The sequence below is a fragment of the Rheinheimera sp. genome (assembly GCF_030824435.1).
Taxonomy (GTDB): Bacteria; Pseudomonadota; Gammaproteobacteria; order Enterobacterales; family Alteromonadaceae; genus Pararheinheimera.
In genome coordinates, this window is record NZ_JAVBXS010000091.1 from 36387 (window position 1) to 59533 (window position 23147).

Annotated in this window: 19 protein-coding genes; 9 read left to right on the forward strand and 10 right to left on the reverse strand. The window is 48.3% G+C overall.

What is annotated here, in order from left to right; genetic code table 11:
• Positions 1-88: 88 nt before the first annotated feature.
• On the forward strand, positions 89-3406 hold the full coding sequence (locus tag RCH83_RS15320) for a TIM-barrel domain-containing protein (protein ID WP_306523653.1): 3318 nt from the start codon (positions 89-91) through the stop codon (positions 3404-3406).
• 74 nt (positions 3407-3480) lie between these two features.
• Here the strand turns inward: RCH83_RS15320 and RCH83_RS15325 are convergent, their stop codons facing one another.
• The gene (locus tag RCH83_RS15325; protein ID WP_306523654.1) at positions 3481-4242 is read right to left on the reverse strand and encodes an ABC transporter substrate-binding protein; all 762 of its coding nucleotides are present in this window, start codon (positions 4240-4242) and stop codon (positions 3481-3483) included.
• 167 nt (positions 4243-4409) lie between these two features.
• Here RCH83_RS15325 and RCH83_RS15330 point away from each other — a divergent pair, with 167 nt between their 5' ends.
• The gene (locus RCH83_RS15330) at positions 4410-5123 is read left to right on the forward strand and encodes a PepSY domain-containing protein (protein WP_306523655.1); all 714 of its coding nucleotides are present in this window, start codon (positions 4410-4412) and stop codon (positions 5121-5123) included.
• A 102-nt stretch (positions 5124-5225) separates the two neighbouring features.
• Complete coding sequence (locus tag RCH83_RS15335; RefSeq protein ID WP_306523656.1) at positions 5226-5453, forward strand: DUF2789 domain-containing protein; 228 nt, start codon at positions 5226-5228, stop codon at positions 5451-5453.
• Between the two features lie 31 nt (positions 5454-5484).
• Here the strand turns inward: RCH83_RS15335 and RCH83_RS15340 are convergent, their stop codons facing one another.
• Positions 5485-6798 carry a hypothetical protein gene (locus tag RCH83_RS15340; RefSeq protein WP_306523657.1) on the reverse strand — a complete coding sequence of 438 codons (1314 nt, stop codon included), beginning with the start codon at positions 6796-6798 and terminating at the stop codon, positions 5485-5487.
• A gap of 263 nt (positions 6799-7061) precedes the next feature.
• Between RCH83_RS15340 and RCH83_RS15345 the strand changes: the two genes are divergently transcribed.
• The 3 genes from RCH83_RS15345 to RCH83_RS15355 all read left to right on the forward strand — a co-directional run bounded on the left by RCH83_RS15345 (position 7062) and on the right by RCH83_RS15355 (position 10104).
• The gene (locus RCH83_RS15345; protein ID WP_306523658.1) at positions 7062-9161 is read left to right on the forward strand and encodes a tetratricopeptide repeat-containing diguanylate cyclase; all 2100 of its coding nucleotides are present in this window, start codon (positions 7062-7064) and stop codon (positions 9159-9161) included.
• A 134-nt stretch (positions 9162-9295) separates the two neighbouring features.
• On the forward strand, positions 9296-9619 hold the full coding sequence (locus RCH83_RS15350; protein ID WP_306523659.1) for a hypothetical protein: 324 nt from the start codon (positions 9296-9298) through the stop codon (positions 9617-9619).
• 68 nt (positions 9620-9687) lie between these two features.
• Entirely contained in the window at positions 9688-10104 is a 417-nt protein-coding gene (locus RCH83_RS15355; protein ID WP_306523660.1) for a VOC family protein, read from the forward strand.
• Between the two features lie 108 nt (positions 10105-10212).
• On the opposite strand, the gene tdh is transcribed toward RCH83_RS15355, so the two are convergent.
• The 3 genes from tdh to RCH83_RS15370 all read right to left on the reverse strand — a co-directional run bounded on the left by tdh (position 10213) and on the right by RCH83_RS15370 (position 13411).
• Complete coding sequence (gene tdh, locus RCH83_RS15360) at positions 10213-11238, reverse strand: L-threonine 3-dehydrogenase (RefSeq protein ID WP_306523661.1); 1026 nt, start codon at positions 11236-11238, stop codon at positions 10213-10215.
• Between the two features lie 10 nt (positions 11239-11248).
• Positions 11249-12445: a glycine C-acetyltransferase gene (locus RCH83_RS15365; RefSeq protein ID WP_306523662.1), complete on the reverse strand. Its 1197-nt coding sequence runs from the start codon at positions 12443-12445 to the stop codon at positions 11249-11251.
• 303 nt (positions 12446-12748) lie between these two features.
• Positions 12749-13411 carry a TetR/AcrR family transcriptional regulator gene (locus RCH83_RS15370; protein ID WP_306523663.1) on the reverse strand — a complete coding sequence of 221 codons (663 nt, stop codon included), beginning with the start codon at positions 13409-13411 and terminating at the stop codon, positions 12749-12751.
• A gap of 118 nt (positions 13412-13529) precedes the next feature.
• On the opposite strand from RCH83_RS15370, the gene coaD reads away from it, so the two are divergent.
• Both coaD and RCH83_RS15380 read left to right on the forward strand, forming a co-directional pair.
• Entirely contained in the window at positions 13530-14012 is a 483-nt protein-coding gene (gene coaD / locus RCH83_RS15375; RefSeq protein WP_306523664.1) for a pantetheine-phosphate adenylyltransferase, read from the forward strand.
• On the forward strand, positions 14009-15430 hold the full coding sequence (locus RCH83_RS15380; RefSeq protein ID WP_306523665.1) for a capsule assembly Wzi family protein: 1422 nt from the start codon (positions 14009-14011) through the stop codon (positions 15428-15430). Before coaD ends, RCH83_RS15380 begins: the two co-directional genes overlap by 4 nt.
• A gap of 63 nt (positions 15431-15493) precedes the next feature.
• Here the strand turns inward: RCH83_RS15380 and RCH83_RS15385 are convergent, their stop codons facing one another.
• From RCH83_RS15385 to nagK, 5 genes are all read right to left on the reverse strand, one after another.
• Positions 15494-16627 (reverse strand): acyltransferase family protein, encoded by a 1134-nt coding sequence (locus tag RCH83_RS15385; RefSeq protein ID WP_306523667.1) that lies wholly within the window; start codon positions 16625-16627, stop codon positions 15494-15496.
• 137 nt (positions 16628-16764) lie between these two features.
• Positions 16765-18087: a sugar MFS transporter gene (locus RCH83_RS15390; protein WP_306523668.1), complete on the reverse strand. Its 1323-nt coding sequence runs from the start codon at positions 18085-18087 to the stop codon at positions 16765-16767.
• 101 nt (positions 18088-18188) lie between these two features.
• Entirely contained in the window at positions 18189-19310 is a 1122-nt protein-coding gene (nagA, locus tag RCH83_RS15395; RefSeq protein WP_306523669.1) for an N-acetylglucosamine-6-phosphate deacetylase, read from the reverse strand.
• A gap of 93 nt (positions 19311-19403) precedes the next feature.
• On the reverse strand, positions 19404-20402 hold the full coding sequence (gene nagB-II / locus RCH83_RS15400) for a glucosamine-6-phosphate deaminase NagB-II (RefSeq protein ID WP_306523670.1): 999 nt from the start codon (positions 20400-20402) through the stop codon (positions 19404-19406).
• Positions 20403-20459: 57 nt separating this feature from the next.
• Positions 20460-21380: an N-acetylglucosamine kinase gene (nagK, locus tag RCH83_RS15405; RefSeq protein WP_306523671.1), complete on the reverse strand. Its 921-nt coding sequence runs from the start codon at positions 21378-21380 to the stop codon at positions 20460-20462.
• Between the two features lie 324 nt (positions 21381-21704).
• On the opposite strand from nagK, the gene RCH83_RS15410 reads away from it, so the two are divergent.
• On the forward strand, positions 21705-23147 hold a 1443-nt coding region (locus RCH83_RS15410; RefSeq protein ID WP_306523672.1), incomplete at its 3' end, for a family 20 glycosylhydrolase.

The following is a 23147-nucleotide window of genomic DNA, read 5'->3' on the forward strand; positions in this document are numbered from 1 at the left end:
ACCAATAACAGCAGCGCTGCGCCTGTCTCCCTTGTTGTGGCTTTGGTTTTCAGGCAGCATTTTTGCATATTCATCATGAGGTTAACCCATGCGCCTTCCGTTTTGTCTTGCCACGCTCGCCAGTGCCGTTTTGTTTTCGTTGCAGTTACAGGCAGCCCCTGTTGGTAACCTGCTTAATATCCAGAGCCAGCACAATCAAATTCAGATCCAGACCGATCAACAGGTGCTGCTGCACATCGAACTGCTGAAAGACAACCTGTTCCGGCTGCAGGCCGGTTTACATGGCAAACTGACGGACGCCGGTGACAAAGCCGCCACTATTGTATTGGCGCAAGAATACAACAAGGTGAATTATCAGCTGAGCGACAAAGGCGCTTACCAGCTATTACAAACGCAAAAATTTGCACTACGCATATATGCCAAACCGCTGAAATTTGCGCTTTATAAAGCCGACAACCAACAACTGATCATGCAGGAATTACAACCGCTGGAGCTTGGCAAAACACAAAGTTTCCAGACGCTGAGCACAGATGCCAATGAACGTTTTTTTGGCGGTGGCCAGCAAAATGGTGCTTTTGAATTTAAAGGCAAAACCATGGAAATTTCTTATTCCGGTGGTTGGGAAGAAGGCGACAGACCCAGCCCGGCGCCTTTTTATATGTCGAGCAAAGGTTATGGTGTGCTGCGTAACAGCTGGGCCAACGGCAGTTATGATTTTCGCTCCAGTGAATACATTAACTTAAACCATAACGAAGGCCGTTTTGATGCTTATTATTTTGTCGGCGACTCCATTCAGGATGTATTGGCTGATTATACCGAGCTAACAGGCCGCGCCCGCCTTATTCCACGTTGGGCTTTTGAATATGGTGATGCCGACTGCTACAACGACGGTGACAACATTAAAAAACCGGGCACAGTGCCGGATGGCTGGAGTGACGGCCCCACAGGCACCACGCCGGATGTGATTGAAACTGTTGCCAAAAAATACCGTGAACACGACATGCCTGGCGGCTGGATTTTGCCGAACGACGGTTATGGTTGTGGTTACACCGACTTACCCAAAGTGGTGGCTGGCCTTGCCAAATATGGTTTTAAAACCGGCCTCTGGACCGAAAACGGTGTAGATAAAATTGCCTGGGAAGTGGGCACTGCAGGTTCACGCGCGCAAAAACTGGATGTGGCCTGGACAGGTCAGGGTTATCAGTTTGCTTTGGATGCCAATAAAGCTGCAGCTGACGGCATTCTCAATAACTCAGACTCACGGCCATTTTTATGGACAGTGATGGGCTGGGCCGGTGTGCAAAGATATGCCGTCACCTGGACAGGCGATCAATCCGCCAGCTGGGATTATATCCGCTGGCATATCCCCACCCTGATTGGCTCTGGTTTATCGGGTCAGGCTTATGCCACTGGTGATGTGGACGCTATTTTTGGCGGCAGCGCCGAAACTTACACCCGTGATTTACAGTGGAAAGCTTTTACCCCAGTGCTGATGGGCATGTCGGGCTGGGCCAAAGCAGCACGTAAACACCCCTGGTGGTATGACGAACCTTACCGCAGCATCAACCGCGATTATCTGAAACTAAAAATGCGGCTGACGCCTTATATGTACAGCACGGCTTATCAAGCCGAAACCACAGGCGCGCCTATAGTGCGGGGCCTGATGTGGGATTATGCGCAGGATAAAACCGCGCTGACCGAAACCCATAAATACCAGTTTTTACTCGGCAAAGATTTGTTAATAGCGCCGGTGTACCGCTCCATGGCGGCGACTAAAGGCTGGCGTAAAGATGTGTATTTGCCAGAAGGCCAATGGATTGATTATTGGGATGGCCGGGTGGTCGATGCGCCAACTGAGGGCATCAGCCTGGACTACAAAGTGGATTTAAAAACCATACCTTTGTTTGTGCGTGCCGGTGCTATTTTGCCAATGTACCCTGCTGCTTTATATGACGGCGAAAAACCAAAAGATGTGCTGACTTTGGATATTTATCCTTATGGCGACAGCAGTTACAGCATGTATGAGGACGACGGCAACACCCGCCAATATCAGCAGGGCAAATTTAGCCAACAGCAATTTAAAGTGACAGCGCCACAAGGCAAAGCCGGGGATATCAGTGTCACTATTGGTGCTGTAACCGGAGAATATCAGGGCCAGGAATCAGAGCGGGTGTATCAGCTGCAAGTGCACAGCAGAATAAAACCAGAGCAAGTAAGGCTTACAGACAAGAACTTACCTGAGCTTAAAGACGCTTTATCTTTTGAAAAAGCCCACAGCGGCTGGCTGTACAGCCCGGAAAAATACGGTGTTATTCTGGTAAAAACGCCAAAAACCTCAATCCGGCAAGCTTTGCAAGTTGATATCAGCATCAATAGCGCTTTAGCGCTTACACCAACTGCCGGTTACCCCAAAGCGCCAGAGCTTGGCAATGCCATTGCCGCCGACAGTTTGCTGGTGCTGAATAGGCCAGCCGAAGAGTCAGGCCATGTGCTGGAAAATGCCTTTGATGACAACCCAACCACATGGTTTAGGACCAAAAGAGATCAAGCCTTAAAAACCGGCGCCCATGAGTTTACGCTGGCTTTGGGGGAGCGCCGTATGGTGAATGGTTTTGAAATAGCACCCCGCAATGACCAACACTGGAAATATGGTCAGGTACGTGATTATGAAGTCTATATTGCCGACAATAACGGTGAATGGGGCGAGCCGGCGCACAAAGGCCAGCTGAAACAAGCGGAAAAAGCGCAAAAAGTGGAGTTTGCGGCCAAAGCCGGTACTTTATTTCGCTTTCGGGTATTAAGCACTCAGGATCAGGCTGAAGATGGCACTGCCCTTGATCCCATGGTGACAGCGGCCGAAAACGGCTCTGACACCACAAAAACCACAGTGGCCAAAGCTTATAACGCGCTGCTGCCAAAACAAGTGACCCCTATTAGCATTTCGGAATTTAAAGTGCTGGAACAGCACTTGCCAAAAGCAGAACGGCAGCAACTGTATTTGTCGGAAGTGAAAGCTCTGGTCAGTGAAAACAAAATCACCCCCAAAGCGCCGATGCAAATGAATGGCCTGAAATTCCGTCAGGGGTTTACCGTGGCAGGTGAAAGCAGGTTTGATTATCAGCTCGCTGGGCACTGGCAGATATTCCGCGCTGATGTGGGCATTAACGACAGCTGCCGTCAGCATGGCTCTGTACAGTTTCAGATCTATGGTGATAACAAACTGTTGTTTGACTCAGGCACACTCAAAGCACCTGCGGTGGTAAAACCTGAGCTGGATATCCGTGGTATCAAACTGCTGAGCCTGCGTACAGTGGCAGGTAATAACAAAGTGTGCGCCAACTGGGCCAACGCCTCTTTGATTGGTTTTGCCGGCGACAAAGCAGGTGTCCTCACGCAAAAAATGTAACAGCGGTATTTAAAGTTGCTAAAAACAACAACCCCAGCCTTGGCTGGGGTTGTTGTTTTCAATAACGATATGCGTTAAGTCGTGGGGCATTGCGCCTGTAAGCTGGATTGGTCGCTGATTAAATACCTTTGTTGCAGCTGCTGATATTCGGGGCTTTGCCAGAATTGCAACATGGCTTGATTAAAAGCATCGGCCAGTTTTTTATCACGAAAGGCCACCCGGTAATAACTGGCAGGAAACAAAGCATGCACCTGTACTTCCTGCGGTGGTTCAATTTTGTCGTGGTGGTAATAAAAAATATTAATGTCCATCACCACAGCCTGCACCCGCAGTTTATGCAAAGACTCCACCTGAGTACGCTGCTCTACAGTTTCGCGGTATTTAAAAGATTGTTGCGCCAGGGCACGGAATTCTTCACCAAGCACAGCAGTGGCATTCTGAAAGGCCAAAACCGACAAGTTTTTTAAATCAGCCAGCTGATTAATGGTCAGTTGTTGCATTTCCAGACTAACCACCACATTTTGATAACGGATATAAGGGCAGCTATAAAACAGGCCCGGCTCAGCAGCTTTTAACGGCTGCAAGGTCGCCATATCGCCGATATTCTGCTGCAATAAACTCTGAATACGTTTATTAGGCACATGCGTAAACTCTGCTTTGGCGCCCATACGGCCAACCAAAGCTCTGAGCAACTCAATTTCATAACCATCTGCGGTTTCTATTTGAATATAGGGTGGTTTATTCATTCCCACCAACACTTGTAATGCCTGAGCACCGGCACTGAATACCGGAGTACAACAGAGTATTAAAGCGAATAACCAGGGGCGCACAACCATAGCTAAGGCTCCAAAAAACACCAGATTGATTGAGCATAGCTGGCAATAGCCAAAACAGGCGAACCAGAGTTGCGGATTATTTTATGGCGACAATTTGTGACAACAACAAGAGGGGGCAGGTCTGTTATGATGCCGGGCAAGTCTTCTGCGAACACTGCTGTTAAAAAATGAACATCATGCCTAAAGTCAGCTCCATCAGGTTCTGGCGCACCTTACATCTGTGGTTCAGTGTGATCTTGTCGTTGCAGCTGCTGGCCTGGTTTGGCAGTGGCCTGGTGATGTCAATATTGCCTATTACCGAAGTACGGGGTGATCATCTGAAAAACCCTGCTCCACCAGCGCACTGGCAACTTGCCCGCGTCAGCCCGGCTGACATTCAGCATCCTTACACCAATCCTCTTTTAAGCCTGAAACAACGTGGTCAACTGCCGGTTTATCAGTTACAACAAAATGAACAACAGCAATATTTTAGCGCTGTGGATGGCAAAGAACTTTTACCGCTGACAAAAAATGAGCTGCAACAGCTGGCACAAGCCTGGTATAGAGGGGAAGGCACTGTCAGCAAAGCACAACTTCTGACTGAACTGCCGCTGGAAGCCCGGGGTTTGCCACTGCCGGTGTGGCAGGTACAGTTTCAAGACGCGGAAAATACAGTGTTTTATCTGGATCCTATGCTTGGACAATTATTAAGGGTTCGCACCGACAACTGGCGTTTATTTGATTTTGTCTGGATGTTACACATTATGGATTATCAGAACCGCGATAATTTTAACCACCTGTTATTGATAGCAAGTTCGGCCAGCGCTTTGTTATTTACACTCAGTGGTTTGGTATTATTGCTAATGACGCTCCGCCGCAAGGCGAGGCGCACAGCTGAATAACCGCAAGGCTTAGCGGCATTGCCCTCTGGTTGGCAGGTCACAGCGAACTGAAATTTGCTGCTCTATACTACAAAGTAGTCAACCACCAGCGGAGCCTTTTGTATGGACAACGGTTATCATTCGTTAAGCCAGCTGTTTGACCAGCTTGGCCTCGACAGCGACAGCAACAGTATTGAACAATTTATCAGTCAGCACAGGTTACAAGGCGATTTAGCCTTGTCTAAAGCCAAATTCTGGAGCCCGGCACAAGCCAGCTTTTTACGTGAGAGCTATCAGCAGGACGCAGATTGGGTGGAAGTGATTGACCAGCTGAATCAACGCTTACGCTGATTCAGCTACTTGAGCACAGCAACAGCAGCTGTTATTCAAGGTTATTCAATTGATAAAGCGGCAGTGCGTTTAAACGACGGTCAATTTCCTGCACCATCTGCTGATACACTGCCGAATCAACCGACTGATATCTTTGTTCAAACAGCTGTTGTGATAAACCTTCAGGCAACCGCGCTTTACTTGGGAAAATTTCAGCTTCTTCTCTGTCTTGTTGAAAAAACTGTTGTACCGCTGCCGCTGACTCAGGGGAAGCAGTGGCAAGACGGGCAAAACGTACACCGGCCCGGTCTGCCAATAAATCAACAAAACTAAAACCACTGCCGCCTTTAATAGAGTCCAGCAGTTCTTTGGCTTCACCCACAGTGTTACTAACGTTACGGCTGGTCAGCAGGTGAATGGCTGCAGAATAAATAAAATGTTGTTGTAAATCAGGCCGGCGCGCCAAAGTCACGCGAGGCGCTTTGACGCCAGTCGGACGTTTGACTTCATTCACCAGCAACTGCAAATTCTGCCCGCCAAGTAACTGCGCCAGCGCCAGCAACACGGCCTGATTTTCGTTGGCTGCACGGCCAGGTTCACCGGCACTGCGTATTTTTGCTTGGCGAAACAACAATTGCAGATAACTGACCAGACTGCTGCTGCGCTGGGTGGCTGCATGGTCCAGTGCTATCTGATAATAAAACTCGATGTCAGCACGTTGTTGCGGTGAACTGAATAAGTCGCGGTACACCGAAAGGCCGGATTGTTTCAGCTGTTGTAAATTCCAACCGCTGGGTTTGGTTAGTTCTACTTTCATCGCATTTTCTTCAAACTGAACCGAACGCACCATCAACATTAATTCGGCACCTTTACCAGGTCCCCACACCTGATCGGCGGCCCAACCAACCAGAGTTAGAGCGGCGCCCCCCGGCACAGTTAACATGCCAATTTTTACTTTGTCGATTTGCAAAGGACCACTGGATGGGTTTATTTGTACTGTGGCATTCAGATAATACTGCTGACGGAAGATCCGCAGCGGCACTGTCATCAAAGTGGTTAAGCCCAGTTCAGTTACCTGCGCTTGCCCCTGAAAACCAGGCAAAGTACGACTGGCCAGACTAAAAGCCGAATTGAGTTCGTCGGCATTGGCCGCTATCACCCATTCTGCGCTATCGGGGTTCTGGATCGATTGGTTCAGGTTATTCAGTAATTGTTTGCTATGCCGTACTGTATCAGCACTAACCTGACCGGATGGGGTTAATAATGGCTTCCTGTCCAGCAACAACCAGCCGGCAAAAGAAAGTGTGGCAACAAGTACCAACAACAACGTCAGCAATTGCCGGAATAAATGATGCACAGCCTGCATGAACTCTGCCAGACCCCGGTAAGATGAAAGTGGTTATCTTACCAGAAGCTTTTCTAACTGCGACAAGCTTTTATCAACAACAGCCAGAGTTGGCTTGTATGCACATTCGCTAATATTTTTTGAAGTTTGCCGCCGCATCAGTTATTTTATGCACAGAATGTCTTAAATTTCACCGGCATTGTGAATGACAGCCCTGTTTTGATTCTGGCTGCTAAGCTTGTCGCAATAACTACAATAAAACAGCCCAGTGAAAGAGATCCCAGATGAATGCAGTCGGCGCCCTGTTCCACTTGATATTTTGCTTCAGAGCATTACCCAGATTATGGCTGTTGCTGCTGCTTGGCAGTTTTGCCGCAACTGCGGCTGTAGAGCTGGACACCCAACTTGAACAGCAGCTTGAACAATATCTGGTGCAGGCCAACAAAGACGAAAATCTGGCTGGCAAGTTTCTGTTCTCACTGGAAAAAGATGTTTCTGCACTGACCCCCATCAATAGCAGGGTGCGTTTTTATGTGTATAAAGTGTCGGAACAACGCCGGTTAAAAGACCACAAAGGTGCAGCACAAACCTTAACATTGCTGCAGGAACTGGCACAAAGCAGCCAGGATCCGGATGTATTGGCCGAAATTAATGCAGAAATGCTGGTGCAATATTGGGATCAGGCTGACTTTGCCAAAGCCATCACTTTCCTCGAACCCACCCTGATTTATGCGGCGCAGGCCACACAAAGCCGGGTGCGTTATTACGCTTTTAATATCGTCGCCAATTTTCAAACCTGGCAAGGTAAATATGACCAGGCGCTTGAGTCTTATCACTCTGCTTACGACGCTATTGAAAAGGACGAAAACCCCAGAACCCCATTTCGCCGGATGAATCTGGCACTTCGCATGGCGAATTTACAGTCGAGTTTAAAAAACTTTGTTAAATCAAACCAGATGATGGAACAAAGCCTGCCAGTTGCACTGCAAAACCCTGATCTGGAAGCATTTTTACCCGATATTTATATTCAGCTTGGCTTTAACCTGGTGGAGCTGGAGGATCTGGAAGCTGCCGCTAAAGCCAATCTGGAAGCGTTAAAATGGGCGAAAAAACGCAATCTGGTTTTTGCTGAAACGACAGCGCTGAATAATCTGGGTGATATTGCGATGCGCCAGCGCAAACTGCCGGAAGCCAGACAATATTTTGAACAATGCCTGAAATTTGGTATCGAGCAAAAAGACAAAAACACCGAGAACATGGCGCGTTTTAATCTGGGTTATGTTCAGGTGCTGGAAGGTAAGTTTGATGACGGCCTGAACGTGATGCAAAGCATTATTGATCTGTCCAAAGAAAGCGGTGCCCCTGCCGAAACCATGGATTACCTGACTGAAATGGCCGACGCTTATCAGTTGGCCGGTTTATATCAGCAAGAAGCCAAAACACTGCGTGAACATGCGGCGCTGGCAAAAGACATTTTTAAAGCCGAAAGCGAACGGCAGATCAATCAACTGCAGGAAGAATTTTCTGCCAAAGAAAAAAGCAAAGAAATTGCCGGTCTGAAACAACAGAACCAACTCAAAGCTGTTGAAATAGAAAGACAAAAACTACAACAAGATGTCACTTTATTGATAGGTATAGTGATTATTCTGGCCGCAGTTTTATTGTATTTGTTGTATCGCAAGGTACAAACTGCAAATCAGCGGTTAAAAGAGGCCAACGACCAACTGGCTTATCAGTCGTTACGCGACCCATTAACGGGTTTATATAACCGCCGTTCTTTCCAGGAGCAGATGGAAAAACGCCAGCGGCAGGTAGAAAGACGCCAGCTGGCCGCTTTGACCACCGACGGTTTTATTTTGCTGGACGTCGATTTCTTTAAACATGTCAACGACCACTTTGGCCATGCCGCCGGCGACGCTGTGCTGGTTGAAATAGCCAACAGATTATCCAGCCTGACCCGTAATGACGATATGGTATTACGTTGGGGTGGTGAAGAATTCCTGATTTTATTACGCCGGGTTGATATTAAGGCTTTAGCAGCTTTTACCCAGCGGGTGCTGGATACCATTGGCAACAAAGCGGTGCATTTTGGTGAACATCAAATCCGCGTTACGGCTTCCGCCGGTTTTTTAACTTATCCTTTTGCCAGCCTGAATGAACAAAGTATGGGTTGGGCCAAAGCCTTACAACTGGCCGATATGGCTTTGTATCTGGGCAAAGTACATGGTCGCAATCGCGCTTATGGTCTGGTGCAGTTAAACAAACCTTATACCGATATTGCCACTCAACTGGAAACTGATTTATCTCAGGCCATTGAACAAGGCAATGTGGATGTGATGTTGGTTGAAGGACCCCAAAAAACCACCGCGGATAGTTCATTCTGATATTCGCTGTGGCAGCACAGTCACTTTCAGCGTTGCAAGCCTGACGGAAACATCTGCTGACCTTTTACCCATTGGCTGCTTTGGCTCTTGCGTATTAACATCAAGAGTCCTCACCCTTACCAGGAAGAACAATAGTGTATAGCAGCAATCCAACACCGCAGCTTCATTCCATTGTCGCCACGGCTCAACAAGGGGTTGGCCATAGTGATGGCAAACTGAGTCTCAATGCGCACACACTCACTTTTGAACCTTTTAATCAGGCTTTTGCGTTAGGCCCCTATCACATTAGCCGCACTGATATAGTCAAAACTGAATTGTGCCATGGCAAAGGGGGTGGTTTTATTCCGCTGGCTACTCAGGGTATTGAAGTAACCACAGCCGACAATAAAAGTTATCAGTTTCTGCTGGCCGAACCTGAAACATGGCTGGCACTGCTACAACCGCCAGACAGCATCTGATTTTACCTTGCCAGCTGGCTGAATAAGCACAACACTGCATACAGCCTCTCCCAAACCGGTGTGATGTTATGTTTTTTATTCAGCAGCTGGATCATCTGGTACTCAGAGTACAAAACCCCGAATTGATGTTGATGTTTTATCAGCAGGCTTTGGGTTGTACTTTGGAACGGGAACTGCCGGAGCTTGGTTTATATCAGCTCAGAGCCGGGCAACAACTGATTGATTTAATCAGTGTGGATGGTGAACTTGGTAAGCTTGGAGGGCAGGCGCCAGGCACTGAAGGCCATAATCTGGCGCACTTTTGTTTATTGATAAACCCTTTTGAACCTGCTGCTTTACAACAACATTTTGCCCGCTTTGGTATTGATATCAGCGAACCTGAAATCCGTTATGGCGCCACTGGTTTTGGCCCTTCGGTGTATGTGAAAGACCCACAAGGCAATACCATAGAACTTAAAGCGGCTATGGCTAAGCCAACGGCATAAAAAAGCAGCCTTTCGGCTGAGACTAAAGTAAAAAAGCAGCCCTTAGGCTGCTTTTGCATTTTTAGCTTGATCAGCACCTTTAACAAAAGACGCCGTGCCGCTTTACTGTTAATCCCAGTTTAAAACCACTTTACCCGACTGGCCTGAACACATAATGTCAAAACCTTGCTGGAATTCTGCCACCGGCATTTCGTGCGTGATAATTGGGCTTAAATCCAGACCTGACTGAATTAAACTCGCCATTTTGTACCAGGTTTCAAACATTTCGCGACCATAAATGCCTTTGATCACCAGGCCTTTAAAAATCACTTTGTTCCAGTCCACCGCCATATCTGAAGGCGGAATACCCAGCATGGCAATTTTGCCACCATGGTTCATGGTATCGAGCATTAACCTGAACGCTGAAGGCACACCGGACATTTCCAGGCCGACGTCAAAACCTTCGGTCATGCCAAGTTCGGCCATCACGGTTTTTAAGTCTTCTTTGCTGACGTCAACAGTGCGGGTGGCGCCCATTTTTTTGGCAAGCGCTAACCGGAACGGGTTGACGTCAGTGATCACCACATGGCGGGCACCAACATGGCGGGCGACAGCTGCAGCCATAATACCAATAGGGCCGGCGCCGCTGATCAGTACATCTTCACCCACTAAATCAAAAGATAAAGCTGTGTGTACCGCATTGCCAAAAGGGTCAAAAATAGCGGCGATGCTATCAGGGATATTGTCCGGAATTTTAAAGACGTTAAAAGCCGGGATCACCAGATATTCAGCAAAACTGCCCTGACGGTTGACACCCACACCTATGGTGTTACGGCATAAATGCACCCGGCCAGCACGGCAGTTACGGCAATGACCACAAACTAAATGGCCCTCCCCTGAAACCCGGTCACCGATAACAAAACCACGTACTTCAGAGCCCATGCCAACCACTTCACCAACATATTCGTGGCCAACCACCATACCGTGTGGAATGGTATTTTGCGCCCACTCATCCCATTTGTAGATATGCACGTCGGTGCCACAAATAGCGGTTTTTTTAATTTTAATCAGCACATCATTAGGGCCAACTTCAGGCATTGGCACTTCGGTTTGCCAAATACCCGGTTCTGCTTTTAATTTTGCTAATGCTTTCATCGGGCTTTCCTCAGGCAATGACGCCCATATCTTTACCAATACGGATAAAAGCGTTGATGGCTTTATCCAGTTGTTCTTTCGTGTGTGCTGCCGAAATCTGGGTGCGGATACGCGCCTGACCTTTGGGCACTACCGGGAAAGAGAAACCCACCACATAAATGCCTTGTTCCAGCATACGGCGGGCAAACTCTGACGCTACTTTGGCATCCCCCAACATCACCGGAATAATGGCGTGGTCTTTACCGGCCAGGGTGAAACCTGCTGCCGACATTTTTTCACGGAAATATGCGGCGTTATCCCACAGCTTAGCGCGCAGTTCGTCACCTTGCGCCAGCATTTCCAGCACTTTAATAGAAGCAGTAACAATAGAAGGTGCCAGACTGTTGGAGAATAAATAAGGGCGTGAACGCTGACGCAGCCATTCAATCACTTCTTTTTTGCCTGAAGTGTAACCACCGGATGCGCCACCCAAAGCTTTGCCTAAAGTGCCGGTGATAATGTCGACGCGGTCTAACACGTTGCAATATTCGTGAGTGCCGCGACCTTTTTTACCCACAAAACCAACAGCATGACTGTCGTCGACCATCACAAGGGCGTTGTATTTGTCGGCTAAATCACAAATAGATTTTAAGTCGGCAATCACACCGTCCATCGAAAACACACCGTCAGTGGCAATTAACTTATAACGGGCGCCATCGGCATCTGCTTGTTTAAGCTGAGCTTCTAATTCAGCCATATCGTTATTGGCATAACGGTAGCGTTTGGCTTTACATAAACGCACACCATCAATAATAGAAGCGTGGTTCAGCGCGTCAGAAATTACCGCGTCTTCAGCGCCTAAAATGGTTTCAAACAAACCACCGTTGGCGTCAAAACAGCTGGAGTACAAAATAGTATCTTCGGTGCCTAAAAATTCACTGATTTTCGCTTCGAGTTGTTTGTGAATGTCCTGGGTACCACAGATAAAACGCACTGAAGCCACACCAAAACCATGGCTGTCGAGGCCATGTTGCGCTGCCTGAATCAGTTCTTTGGAATTGGCTAAGCCTAAGTAGTTGTTAGCGCAGAAGTTTAAAACCTGCTGGCCGCCAACTGTGACGTCAGAAAATTGTTGTGAGGTAATAATACGTTCGGCTTTGTATAAACCTTCGTTTTTTACATCATCAATTTGTTGTTGGATATGGGTAAGGAAAGAGGTCGTTCGCATAAGCCCTCCTGTAGGGGGTTGAGGCTATCTGATAAAAACGCCGCCATTGTAATAGTGAAAACCGCCTTTTGCTGCCTTTATTTCAGCGAATGCTGTTTTTTTGTCAAAGGTCGGAGCAGCGGTGGCTGGCACAGGCGGTTTAAGCGGAAGTCTGGATGGGAAAACAGGAAAAACGCCACACTTCAGGTTTGGTTTTAACCGCCAAACCTGAAGTGTAACTCTATCGGGCCGTCTCTATCAGGCCTTCACTATCAGGCTATCAAGCCAACACTATCAGGCTATCAAGCCAACACTATCAGGCAATCAAGCCAACAAAGGCTGCCCGGCCAGTTGTTGATAATGCATCTGCAGTTTATCTATCCGTGGCATGGCCTGGGTTGTGGCATAAGGTTTAAACAACAACAGAATTTTTAACACGCCCTGATAAGCCTGCTGCTGGTCAATAGCGGCATGCGGCGCCTGGGTTTTTAAATAGCTGATCCAGAAAGTCACCACTAGCTTGATAGTGTGGGCAAAATTCGGCACATCGGCATCATCAATAGCAATGACATCAGCATTTTTTAGTGCTGTGAGTACCGAAATCACTTTGCTCAATACACCTTTTTGCACCTGCAGATAATCCTGCTGCAAAGCGTCGTCGCGGCTTAAAATGTCCGGCAAGTTGGCGTAAAAAAAGTGAAAACGCCACATCAGCTCAAACACCACATCCAGATATTGTGCTAAAGCATCCAGCGCTTCAGAAGGCCGGCTGGGTGGTTGTAATCTGCTATCCAGCAACTTGGCATATTCTTTAAAAATATGCCGCACTATGTCTTCTTTGTTCCTGAAATGGTAATACAAATTACCAGGGCTTATGCCAAGGTGGGCGGCTATATGATTGGTGGTCACCTGCCGTTCGCCCTGCTGATTAAACAGTTCAATACTGGCCTGCAGAATTTTATCTTTGGTGCGTAGCTTCTTGTCCATAACCTGCATGGGCTTATTTTTTTTTGAATTATTTTGATATAGTAACGCCAAACCGATGAAAAACTCTAGTCACAGCCTTTACACCCCGGCACACAGCCATAGGATTGCACTCATCTTTATGAAAACTAAAGCGATTTACCCAGGGACTTTTGATCCGCTGACCAATGGTCATGCCGATTTAGTGATACGTGCCGCCCGGTTATTTGACGAAGTGATTCTGGCGGTGGCCGCCAACCCCAGTAAACAACCGTTATTCAGCCTGAGCGAACGGGTGTCTTTGGCCGAAGAAGCCTTTAAAGCCTATCCCAATGTCAAAGTATTGGGCTTTTCCGGTTTATTGGCGCAGTTTGCCAAAGATCAGCAAGCGCAAATTTTATTAAGGGGTGTACGTGCTGTTGCTGATTTTGAATACGAATTTCAGCTGGCCAGTATGAACCGCCAGCTGAACCCGGATCTGGACAGTTTGTTTATGACACCCTCGGAAAAAAACACTTTTATTTCCTCAACCTTAGTAAAAGAAGTGGCCAAACATGGCGGTGATGTGTCGCGTTTTGTACCCGCCCATGTTGATGTTGCGTTAAAGGCCAAATTGCTACCATGAAAAAACTTGTTGTTGCCTGCGCTTTAGCGCTTAGCGGTTCAGTGGCGGCCACACCATGGCTGGATACCTCGGATAATAGCTTGCGGCAGAGTTTACAAACTCTGGCACAAGCCGGTGTACTGACAGGGCCGGTGAACACCTACCCTATTATGTGGAAAAACATCGCCATTGATTTAAATCAACTGGATATCAATGCCTTAAGCCCGGAACTGCGTTTTGCGGCTTTGCATTTAACATCAGCTCTGGCCGCCAACCGAGCTAAACAAACCAATGGGCTCAAACTGAAGCTGAATTCAGCAGCGAGTCCTGCGCAAAACTTCGGTGAAGATTATTTTGAAAAAGCCGCAGTGTCTTTTTTCAGTGAATATCAGGACGACCGCTGGGCTGGCCGGTTACAACTGAATCAACGTAAAACTGAAGATGGCAAGGCTCAAGACGGTAGAGCAGAACAAACAACCACTTATGACGGCAGTTATCTGGCGGCCATTATGGGCAACTGGGTGTTGTCTTTTGATCAAAATTCACAGTGGTGGGGGCCGGGCCAACAAAGCAGTTTATTGCTGAGCAATAACGCCCGCCCTATGCCTTCTGTGCGGTTAAGCCGCCACAGCTGGCGCGCCGACGAACGTCCATGGCTGAACTGGCTGGGCCCATGGAACATCAGCACCTTTGTTGCTGAAGGGCAACACAGTAGCCAGATTGCCAGCATCAAATATTGGGGTGGCCGCGCCACCATCCGGCCTTTTAGCGCGCTGGAGCTTGGTGTCAGCCGCACTTTGCAATGGGGTGGCAAAGGCCGCAGCAACTCATTCAGCACTTTATGGGATTTAGTCAGCTACGACAAAAGAGACGAAATTCCGGCCGACCAAAGAGCGGCGGTGGACCTGAGTTATCACCTGAATACTTTTGGCCTGCCACTGACGCTGTATGGCGAAATTGCTGATGATGACAACAGTTCAGGCCTGCCGGATAAAGCCTTGCAACTGTATGGCGTGCGTACCTTCTGGGGGCAAAACGACGTTTTGCACAGTCTGAACCTGGAATACAGCGACAGTTATTTACAATGTGAAGACAGTCTGGAGCCCGGCAACTGTGCTTATCAGGGCAACTTGTACCCTGAAGGTTACCGCCGTTATGGCCGTATTATTGGCAGTGGTTATGGCGCGGACGCCAAAGTGCTGAGTTCAGGTTATTTATATCAGCTGCCTGGTGGCCAAAGCTTTGCGGCACAGCTGGCATATGCCACCTATTATCAGGCTTTGCAAAACGACAGTAGCTGGCAGTTAAAACTGGAACATCGCCGGCCTTTGTTCAACGGTTTATTGCAGTTACAAACCAGGTTTTTGCAAAAATCGCCACTGCGGCCAGAGCAGGAAAAAAGCCTGAGTGTTGCAGCAAGCTGGGAATACCGCTATTAACTGGTGCTGTTTAAAGCTTCGCAAGATTCAAACAAAAGGCGCTTTCAAGCGCCTTTTGTTTTTTTAGATTTTGATAAAAATCTGCCTGCGATACAAAACATAAGAAATGAACCAGAACAAGCCGACATGCAATAACGCAAACAGCAACGAAGCCGGTTTGTCGGCAAGGCCGCTTTGTAACAGCTGATACAACCACTGATAAGCCGACATGGTGTTTTCTGTGCCGCCCGTACTCCCAACCCCAGCGACCTGCCATACCAGCACTTTGCTCAGCAGCACTGTCCAGCACCAGGACAAAATGTAAATAAACAAAGGGTTAGAACCGTAAACCCGCAGCGGCTCTGCAATAAAAGCAAAGTTGCGGATATCCACCAGCCACACCATTAACGCCAGCAGCCCCAATAACAAGCCAGTGCTTTGCAGCACATAACTGCCGGTCCATAAGGCTTTATTCACCGGCCAGATTGGTGCTAACAACTGCGATAACAGCAACATCAAGGCGCCAACCGCCAATAACCACAACATCCCTGCTTTGGGCTGGCGTTGACTGAGTTCACCCGCTACCCAATAACCCAGCAGCACATTCACCACAGCGCCTAAAGTACTGAGTAAACCTTCAGGGTCAAAGGGCATACCAAAACCCTGATATAACCGATGTTCACCCAATAAAGCCCTGTCTATCACCCCAACAATATTGCCTTCCAGACTGTAAGGCGCTGGGCCGCCAAGCTGTAATAACAACCAATAAAACGCTAACAACAAAGCACCAAACAAAGGCATCAGATATTGCTGTTTAGCACCGGTAAACCAGGGTTTTAATGCCAGCACCAATAAAGCCGCCAAGCCATAACATAAAGCAATACGCTGCAATACCCCCATCAGCCGCATTTGGCTCAAATCCGGTGTCCATAAAAAATTTAAACCAAGGCCAAGCACAAACATCAGCAGCGTGCGGCGCAGTACTTTTTTAACTGAAGCCGCACTCCAGGCTTGAGTTTTTAACGCAAAAAACATCGCCGCGCCCACTACAAATAAAAAGCCCGGAAACACCAGATCGGCAAAAGTAAAACCATGCCAGTCGGCATGTAACAGCGGGCTATACACCGCCGACCAGGAGCCTGGTGTATTGACCAGAATCATCAGCGCCAAAATTAAACCGCGCAGTGCATCAAGGGCGACAAAACGTGTGGTGGTCATCAAAACTTCTCTTTTTTATCAATAGGGTAAAGCTGGTTTTAGCAAGGCTGGGTTTAGAAAAAAGCAGCGCCAAAGCGGCCTGCTTTAAATACAACAACGCCAGTGTTTCCACTGGCGTTGTTGTTGAATCAAAAATGTTACCACTGACGGATTTTATGGCCTTTAAAAGCATAAAACAGGATAAACGCATAACAAGGCAACATCACCCAATACGCCAGCTGGCTGTCGCCTGAGCTGTGGGCAAAATAACCATACAGCAGCGGCAACAAAGCACCACCGGCAATACCCATAATCAATAGAGCTGAAGCTGTGGCGGTAAATTTACCTAAACCATCCAGCGCCAAAGGCCAAACCGCAGGCCACACCAGCGCATTGGCAAAACCTAACATCGCCAGATAAAGCACAGTGTCCGGCACTGTTGGAATACCAGTCCAGCCAAATAACAGCTGCGCAATCAGATGGCTGTCACCGGAGCCAAACATCACCCCCAAAGTGAACAACAAACCAAAAATTGCCGAGCCTTGTAAAGCACGGGCTTGTGACAAATATTTCGGAATACAGCTCACACCCACCAGATAACCCAACACCATAAAAGCCATGGTATAAGAAGTTAAAGTACCGAAGTTTGCCACCTGCAGGTTCTGACCATATAAACCTATGGTGTCACCGGCAATGACTTCAACACCCACATAAAAAAACAACGCAATCACACCCAATACCAGCTGTGGGAATTGCAACACTGAGGTTTGAGGTTGTGCTTTGGCGTCGCCAATGACAGCGTCTTCCAGATCCGGCTCTGGCAGCGGCGAAAATTTTACGAAAGCCATTAAGGCCACTAAAGCGGCCGTCATATAGATATAAGGTTGCACCAGACGGTTCGATAACTCGGCAATACGGCTGGCTTTTTCTTCTGCCGTTAACGCAGCCAAAGCTTCAGGGGTAAACTGGTCCATGCCGGTTAAAATTAATGCGGTAAATACCAAAGGCACCACAATACCGGCACCTTTATTCACCAGCCCCATACAACTGATACGCATAGCGGCACTTTCGCGTGGGCCAATACAAACGATATAAGGGTTAGAAGCGGTTTGTAAAATGGTGAGGCCGGTACCCAAGGTAAACAAAGCTATTAAAAACAAACCATAAAAGCTGCTTTGTGCCGCCGGAATAAAGAGCACAGCGCCAACCGCCATAATGCCCAAACCCGCCACCATACCGTTTTTATAGCCAATGCGGTTTAATACCATCGACATCGGAATGGCCATCACTACATAAGCAATATAAAAGGCGAATGTCACCAACAACGCCTGAAACTCATTGAGATCACAGACAATTTTTAAAAACGGTATTAAAGAACCGTTTAACCAGGTGACAAACCCAAATACAAAAAACAAGGTGCCGATGATGACCATCGGCAACAAGGTATTTCTGCCCTGTGTGTTGTTTATCGCCATTTCCATATCTACCTCTGTTGTTTGTTGCTGTTATTGTTATCCGGTTACAGCTAAAAGCTGCACCTGATTTATCGTTGTGTGTTTTTGTATTGTGCAGCAGCGCGCTATTACAGCTGAGCGGCGCCGCCAATCCAGCATTGTTGTACTAAACCTTGTTCATTCAAAAGCACCAGATCAGCACGATAGCCCGGCGCAATCCGGCCCATATGAAGTTCTGTGCCAATACACTGCGCCGGATATAAAGACGCCATACGTAGTGCTTCGCCTTGCGCCACACCAAGCTCAGCCACGGCATATTGCACAGCTGCCGCCATATCTAACACTGAACCTGCCAGCTGACCGGTTTCGATGGTGAGTTTATTACCATCGCGAAACACTTTGCCGTCAAAAAAGGCAAACTCAGTGTCGGTGGTGCCTACCGGCGACATGGCGTCTGTGACCAGCAGCAACTTGCCGCGTGGTTTGGCTGCCAGCGCCAGTTTGGCCGCCAGCGGATGCACATGATGACCATCGAGAATAATGCCACACCAGGCATCCGGGCTTGCCAAAGCAGCACCGACCATACCGGGTTCACGCGAGGTCAGTGGTGACATGGCGTTGTATAAATGGGTAAAACCACAAGCGCCGGCCGCTAAAGCAGCGTTGACAGTGGCAGCGTCGGCATTGGAATGGCCCAAGAACACCAACACACCGAGCTCCACCAACTGGCGGATTTGTGCGGCGCTGATATTTTCCGGCGCCACTGTAACAAGCTTCACGCCAAGGTCGGTGCGGCGATAAATTGCGAGTTCTGCTTCAGACAAAGGCCGGATATGTTGCTGTGGATGCACGCCTTTTTTTGGTACCGATAAATGTGGTCCTTCAAAATGCACACCCAACACACCCGGCTCTTTAGCAGCAATAGCAGCTGCTATCACATCAGCAGCTTGCTGCATCAGGGCAACAGAATCGGTGATCACTGTTGGCAATAAAGCGGTGCTGCCAAAACCGGCATGGGCTTTGACCATGGTTCTGAGCGTTTCTAAAGTGGGTGCTGTATTAAACAAAGCACCACCACCGCCGTTCACCTGAATATCAATAAAACCAGGCGCTAAGGTCAGCGGTAATACAGAAGCTGCATCAGCGGCAACAATCTGGCTGATGTTGCCGTTTTCAAAACTGACCTGCACATTGTGCAACCAATGTTCACCGTCAAACAACTTTGCTACGGCCAGATGTTGTATTGTCACTTGTTACCTACCTGCTTTTAGCACTGGCAGCCAAAAAATGGCTGCCACATTTCTCTGTTTTTATTCTTAGCAAACTACTGTTTTTATAAAGAATTACACTGTTTTAGTCACTTTATTCAGGCCAGGAGGCGCATCAGGGTTCACCCCACGGCTACGCGCAACAGCTTCCACATCCAGATAAAAACGTTGTAATACCAGCAGTGGCAATACTCTTGGATGAGAAGTTAAAGCACCGTGATTTAAATGCACCACAGCAGCGCCGCGGCTTTGTACTTCCAACACCTGCGCCTGATGCGCTGCCAGCGCTTCGTCAGCAACAGCAACATCAATAATGGCAAACTGGTTTTTTACCAAAGTCACAGGACCATGTAAAAACTCGGCACTGGAAAAAGCTTCGGCATGAATACCACAAACTTCTTTCAGTTTTAACGCAATTTCACGTGCTATGGCATAACCAGGGCCACGGCCAAGCACTACCCCATGTTTTACAGTAGCAACAGACTCTGGTGTTAACTGCGCCGGTAATTGTTGCGCTTGTTCCAGCAAGGCCGGCAAAGATTCAACTGCTGCCAATAACTGCGGCTGCGCCGACCATACCGCCACCAGCTGTAATAAAGCACTTAAAGTGGCCAGATAGCTCTTGGTAGCTGCAACTGCTTTTTCCGGTCCGACAAACAGTGGCACCACAGCGTCCGCTTGTTCGGCCAGTGGCGAGCTGGTGTCGTTCACCAAAGCCACCACATAAGCACCGGCCATTTTGGCCATTTCAACCTGCGCCAGAATATCCGGGCTGCGGCCCGACTGCGAAATCACCAGCACCAGCGCGTCCTGCAACTGCAGTTGTTTGTGATAAACACTGGCAATAGAAGGCGCAGCAGGCACCACAGGTAAACCCAATTCGATTTCAATCAGATATTTGGCAAATACACCGGCGTGATCAGAAGATCCACGGCCAACCATATAGACATACTTAGGCGCACGTTGTTGAATTTGCTGCACAATACCGGCAATAGTGCCGCTGTTGGCGGCCAGTTGTTCACGGATCCGGGCTGGAGCTTCGGCGGCTTCCTGCGCCATAATGGTACTGTTCATCTGCTACTCACTTCTGTTTCAGGATTCTGTTTTAGGATGCTGTTTTAGGGCTCTTGTTTAGGATTGCGCCGCCGCTGCGGCAGGTAATAAGTTTTGTTGTTGTCTGGCAAACCAGACAGCACCAAATTCGGGGGCTGCCAAAGCCGGTGTTAACGCCTGCTGCACCTTGTTGTCCAGATAAGGCACCAGCTTATAAGCCAAACCACCAATCATCGAAAAACGTGGTGGCGACAGTTCAAACAGTTTCAGCGCTATCTGATTAATAAAAGCTGCACCTTGTGCCACTATGCCAAGGGCTGTTGTGTCGCCCTGCTCGGCGGCGGTAAACACCAGCGGTGCATAACGGGCATACACAGTAGGTGTGGCGTGCATAAAATGACTGACGATCTGCAGAGTGTCAGCTGCGCCAATCTCGTGGCACAACAAGCCGGTCAATAAGGTATCAGGCGCCAGGCCATCTTTGTGCAGCAACACATGATGTAACAACTGCATGCCAAACCAGGCGCCGCTGCCGTTATCACCATAAGGGAAACCATGGCCACCAATATCCAGCAGAGCCCCTTTTACATCGGCCAGACCACAAGAGCCGGTGCCGGCAATCACCACAGCACCATCACCACCGGCATGGGCGCCAATACAGGCAATATGTAAATCCGTGGTCAGGTGAAAAGCAGCAAACGGATGTTTCCACTCGGAAAATAACTGAAAATACTGCGGCATATTGACGCCAGCCAGACCAGCTCCGGCAATCAGGCGCGACATGTCGTTAAATGTCATACCTGCAGCCGTCAGCGCCTGTTGTGTTGCAGTTAAAATAGAATCTGTGGCCACTTTCATGCCACGCAGCGGATTGGCCGGCCCGCCCAGACCTTCGCCCAGCAGCTGATTATTGGCATTCACAATGACCACCCGGCATTTGCTGCCACCACCATCAATGCCAAGATACAAAGGCCCCTGCTGCCCTGAACTTATTGTCATCCGCCCAACCTCGTTACGTCATTCAGGGTTCCCCCTGCACTGCCTGCATTTTTGCTTGTACTTTGATGTTGAAAAATTGTACATTAGCCAAATTGACAGCGTTGTCATTTTTCCAGTTCAGCATATAATAATTTTGACAAATAACAAGACCCTTGTTTAAAAATCAAACTGAAATTTGTATTAAAACAACGGGGCGAAATAATTAACTGACTTAATTCAGTAGCTTAGCAGTCAAAATTGGCGCATTGTTTCTGCAAAGCCGGACTAAAGCACAAAAAACAACAACCGGCAGTTGTGACCGGTCTTAGCAACAGGGGAAGTCTCATGAGTATCAAGCTGACGCGTCTGACAACACTGCTGGTTTTGTTTGCAAGCCAAGCATTGTTGGCAAAAGATTTTCTGCAACAAACCGAATTGCAAAAATTTGCCAGCCAAAGCCAGCTGCAGTTTGTTGTGGTCAGCAACTTTGTTGAAAATACAGGCACAACAGGCCAGCTGAAACTCAGCAATTTGTCTGACATCCAGCTGCATAAAGGCACAGGCAACTGGCAGATTTACCTGCACTCTATCCGTAAACTCAGCGCACCGGAACAACATGGTTTACGGCTTGAACATATTCAGGGTGATTTACACCGCCTGAGCGCAACCGCCAATTTTGCCGGGCTTGGCCAGGGTGAAGCAGTGGAAATTCACTACAGCGGCAATGCCCATATGGTGAGTTTTACCGACTTTATGCCAAGAGCTTTTATTGTGGCCACTTCGTTACAACCGGAAATTTTTGCCAATACCGATACCGAAGATCTGGCGCAGTTTGTTGCCCCTTTTTTAAAGCCGGAACAACTGCTGCGTTACCGGCAGCCTGAGCCGGATTTGCACCCTATCGCCAGCAGTGAAAGCCGTTATCAGCAGAATCTGCCGGTGAATGCCGCCAGCATCGAGTTACAAAAGCTGCAGGATAAAATAATTCCAACCCCACGCCAGCTAAGTTATCAGGCCGGGCGCACCGAACTGAATTCAGCATGGCACATTGCCTATCAGGGCCGGCTGGCGACAGAAGCAGCTTATTTACAACAACAGCTGGCGCAAAGTGGCTTGCAGCTGCCATTACAGGCCACTGTGAACGAACAGCTGCAACAACGAATTGTGTTGCTGGTTGATCACAAAGTGGCAGAGACCGAGGGTTATCAACTTAGCATCAGCAACAACAGTATTTTGATCCGCGGCCATGACAATGCCGGTGTGTTTTACGGGCTGCAGTCGCTGCTGAGCCTGCTGCCTGCCACTATTACAAACCAAAAATACAGCCTGCCACAATTGCATGTCAGCGACAGCCCACGTTTTGCCTGGCGTGGCATGCACTACGATATGGCACGTAACTTCCACGGCAAAGCCGTGACTTTGCGGCTGATTGAACAAATGGCCCGTTATAAACTGAATAAACTGCACCTGCATCTGACTGAAGATGAAGGCTGGCGACTGGAAATTCCGGGATTGCCTGAGCTGACCGATATAGGCGCCAAACGTTGTTTTGACTTAACTGAACAACGTTGTTTATTAACCCAGCTTGGCACTGGTCCACATGTTTCAGGCTCGGGCAATGGTTATTACAGTCAAAGTGATTTTATTGAAATTCTAAAATTTGCCGCTGCCCGTCATATTGAAGTAATACCGGAAATTGATATGCCAGGTCATGCCCGGGCCGCAGTTAAAGCCATGGAAGCCCGTTATCATCGGTTAAAAAAACAAGGAGATGAAGCGGCTGCACGG

What these genes read in the sequence shown, in the direction of transcription:
- RCH83_RS15380 (WP_306523665.1), top strand. Translation starts at nt 14,009, where the DNA reads ATGAAAAAACTTGTTGTTGCCTGCGCTTTAGCGCTTAGCGGTTCAGTG.
- RCH83_RS15335 (WP_306523656.1), top strand. Translation starts at nt 5,226, where the DNA reads ATGGACAACGGTTATCATTCGTTAAGCCAGCTGTTTGACCAGCTTGGC.
- nagB-II (WP_306523670.1), bottom strand. Translation starts at nt 20,402, where the DNA reads ATGAACAGTACCATTATGGCGCAGGAAGCCGCCGAAGCTCCAGCCCGG.
- RCH83_RS15365 (WP_306523662.1), bottom strand. Translation starts at nt 12,445, where the DNA reads ATGCGAACGACCTCTTTCCTTACCCATATCCAACAACAAATTGATGAT.
- RCH83_RS15340 (WP_306523657.1), bottom strand. Translation starts at nt 6,798, where the DNA reads ATGCAGGCTGTGCATCATTTATTCCGGCAATTGCTGACGTTGTTGTTG.
- nagK (WP_306523671.1), bottom strand. Translation starts at nt 21,380, where the DNA reads ATGACAATAAGTTCAGGGCAGCAGGGGCCTTTGTATCTTGGCATTGAT.
- tdh (WP_306523661.1), bottom strand. Translation starts at nt 11,238, where the DNA reads ATGAAAGCATTAGCAAAATTAAAAGCAGAACCGGGTATTTGGCAAACC.
- RCH83_RS15390 (WP_306523668.1), bottom strand. Translation starts at nt 18,087, where the DNA reads ATGGAAATGGCGATAAACAACACACAGGGCAGAAATACCTTGTTGCCG.
- RCH83_RS15330 (WP_306523655.1), top strand. Translation starts at nt 4,410, where the DNA reads ATGAACATCATGCCTAAAGTCAGCTCCATCAGGTTCTGGCGCACCTTA.
- RCH83_RS15370 (WP_306523663.1), bottom strand. Translation starts at nt 13,411, where the DNA reads ATGGACAAGAAGCTACGCACCAAAGATAAAATTCTGCAGGCCAGTATT.
- RCH83_RS15325 (WP_306523654.1), bottom strand. Translation starts at nt 4,242, where the DNA reads ATGGTTGTGCGCCCCTGGTTATTCGCTTTAATACTCTGTTGTACTCCG.
- RCH83_RS15355 (WP_306523660.1), top strand. Translation starts at nt 9,688, where the DNA reads ATGTTTTTTATTCAGCAGCTGGATCATCTGGTACTCAGAGTACAAAAC.
- RCH83_RS15320 (WP_306523653.1), top strand. Translation starts at nt 89, where the DNA reads ATGCGCCTTCCGTTTTGTCTTGCCACGCTCGCCAGTGCCGTTTTGTTT.
- RCH83_RS15385 (WP_306523667.1), bottom strand. Translation starts at nt 16,627, where the DNA reads ATGACCACCACACGTTTTGTCGCCCTTGATGCACTGCGCGGTTTAATT.
- RCH83_RS15345 (WP_306523658.1), top strand. Translation starts at nt 7,062, where the DNA reads ATGAATGCAGTCGGCGCCCTGTTCCACTTGATATTTTGCTTCAGAGCA.
- coaD (WP_306523664.1), top strand. Translation starts at nt 13,530, where the DNA reads ATGAAAACTAAAGCGATTTACCCAGGGACTTTTGATCCGCTGACCAAT.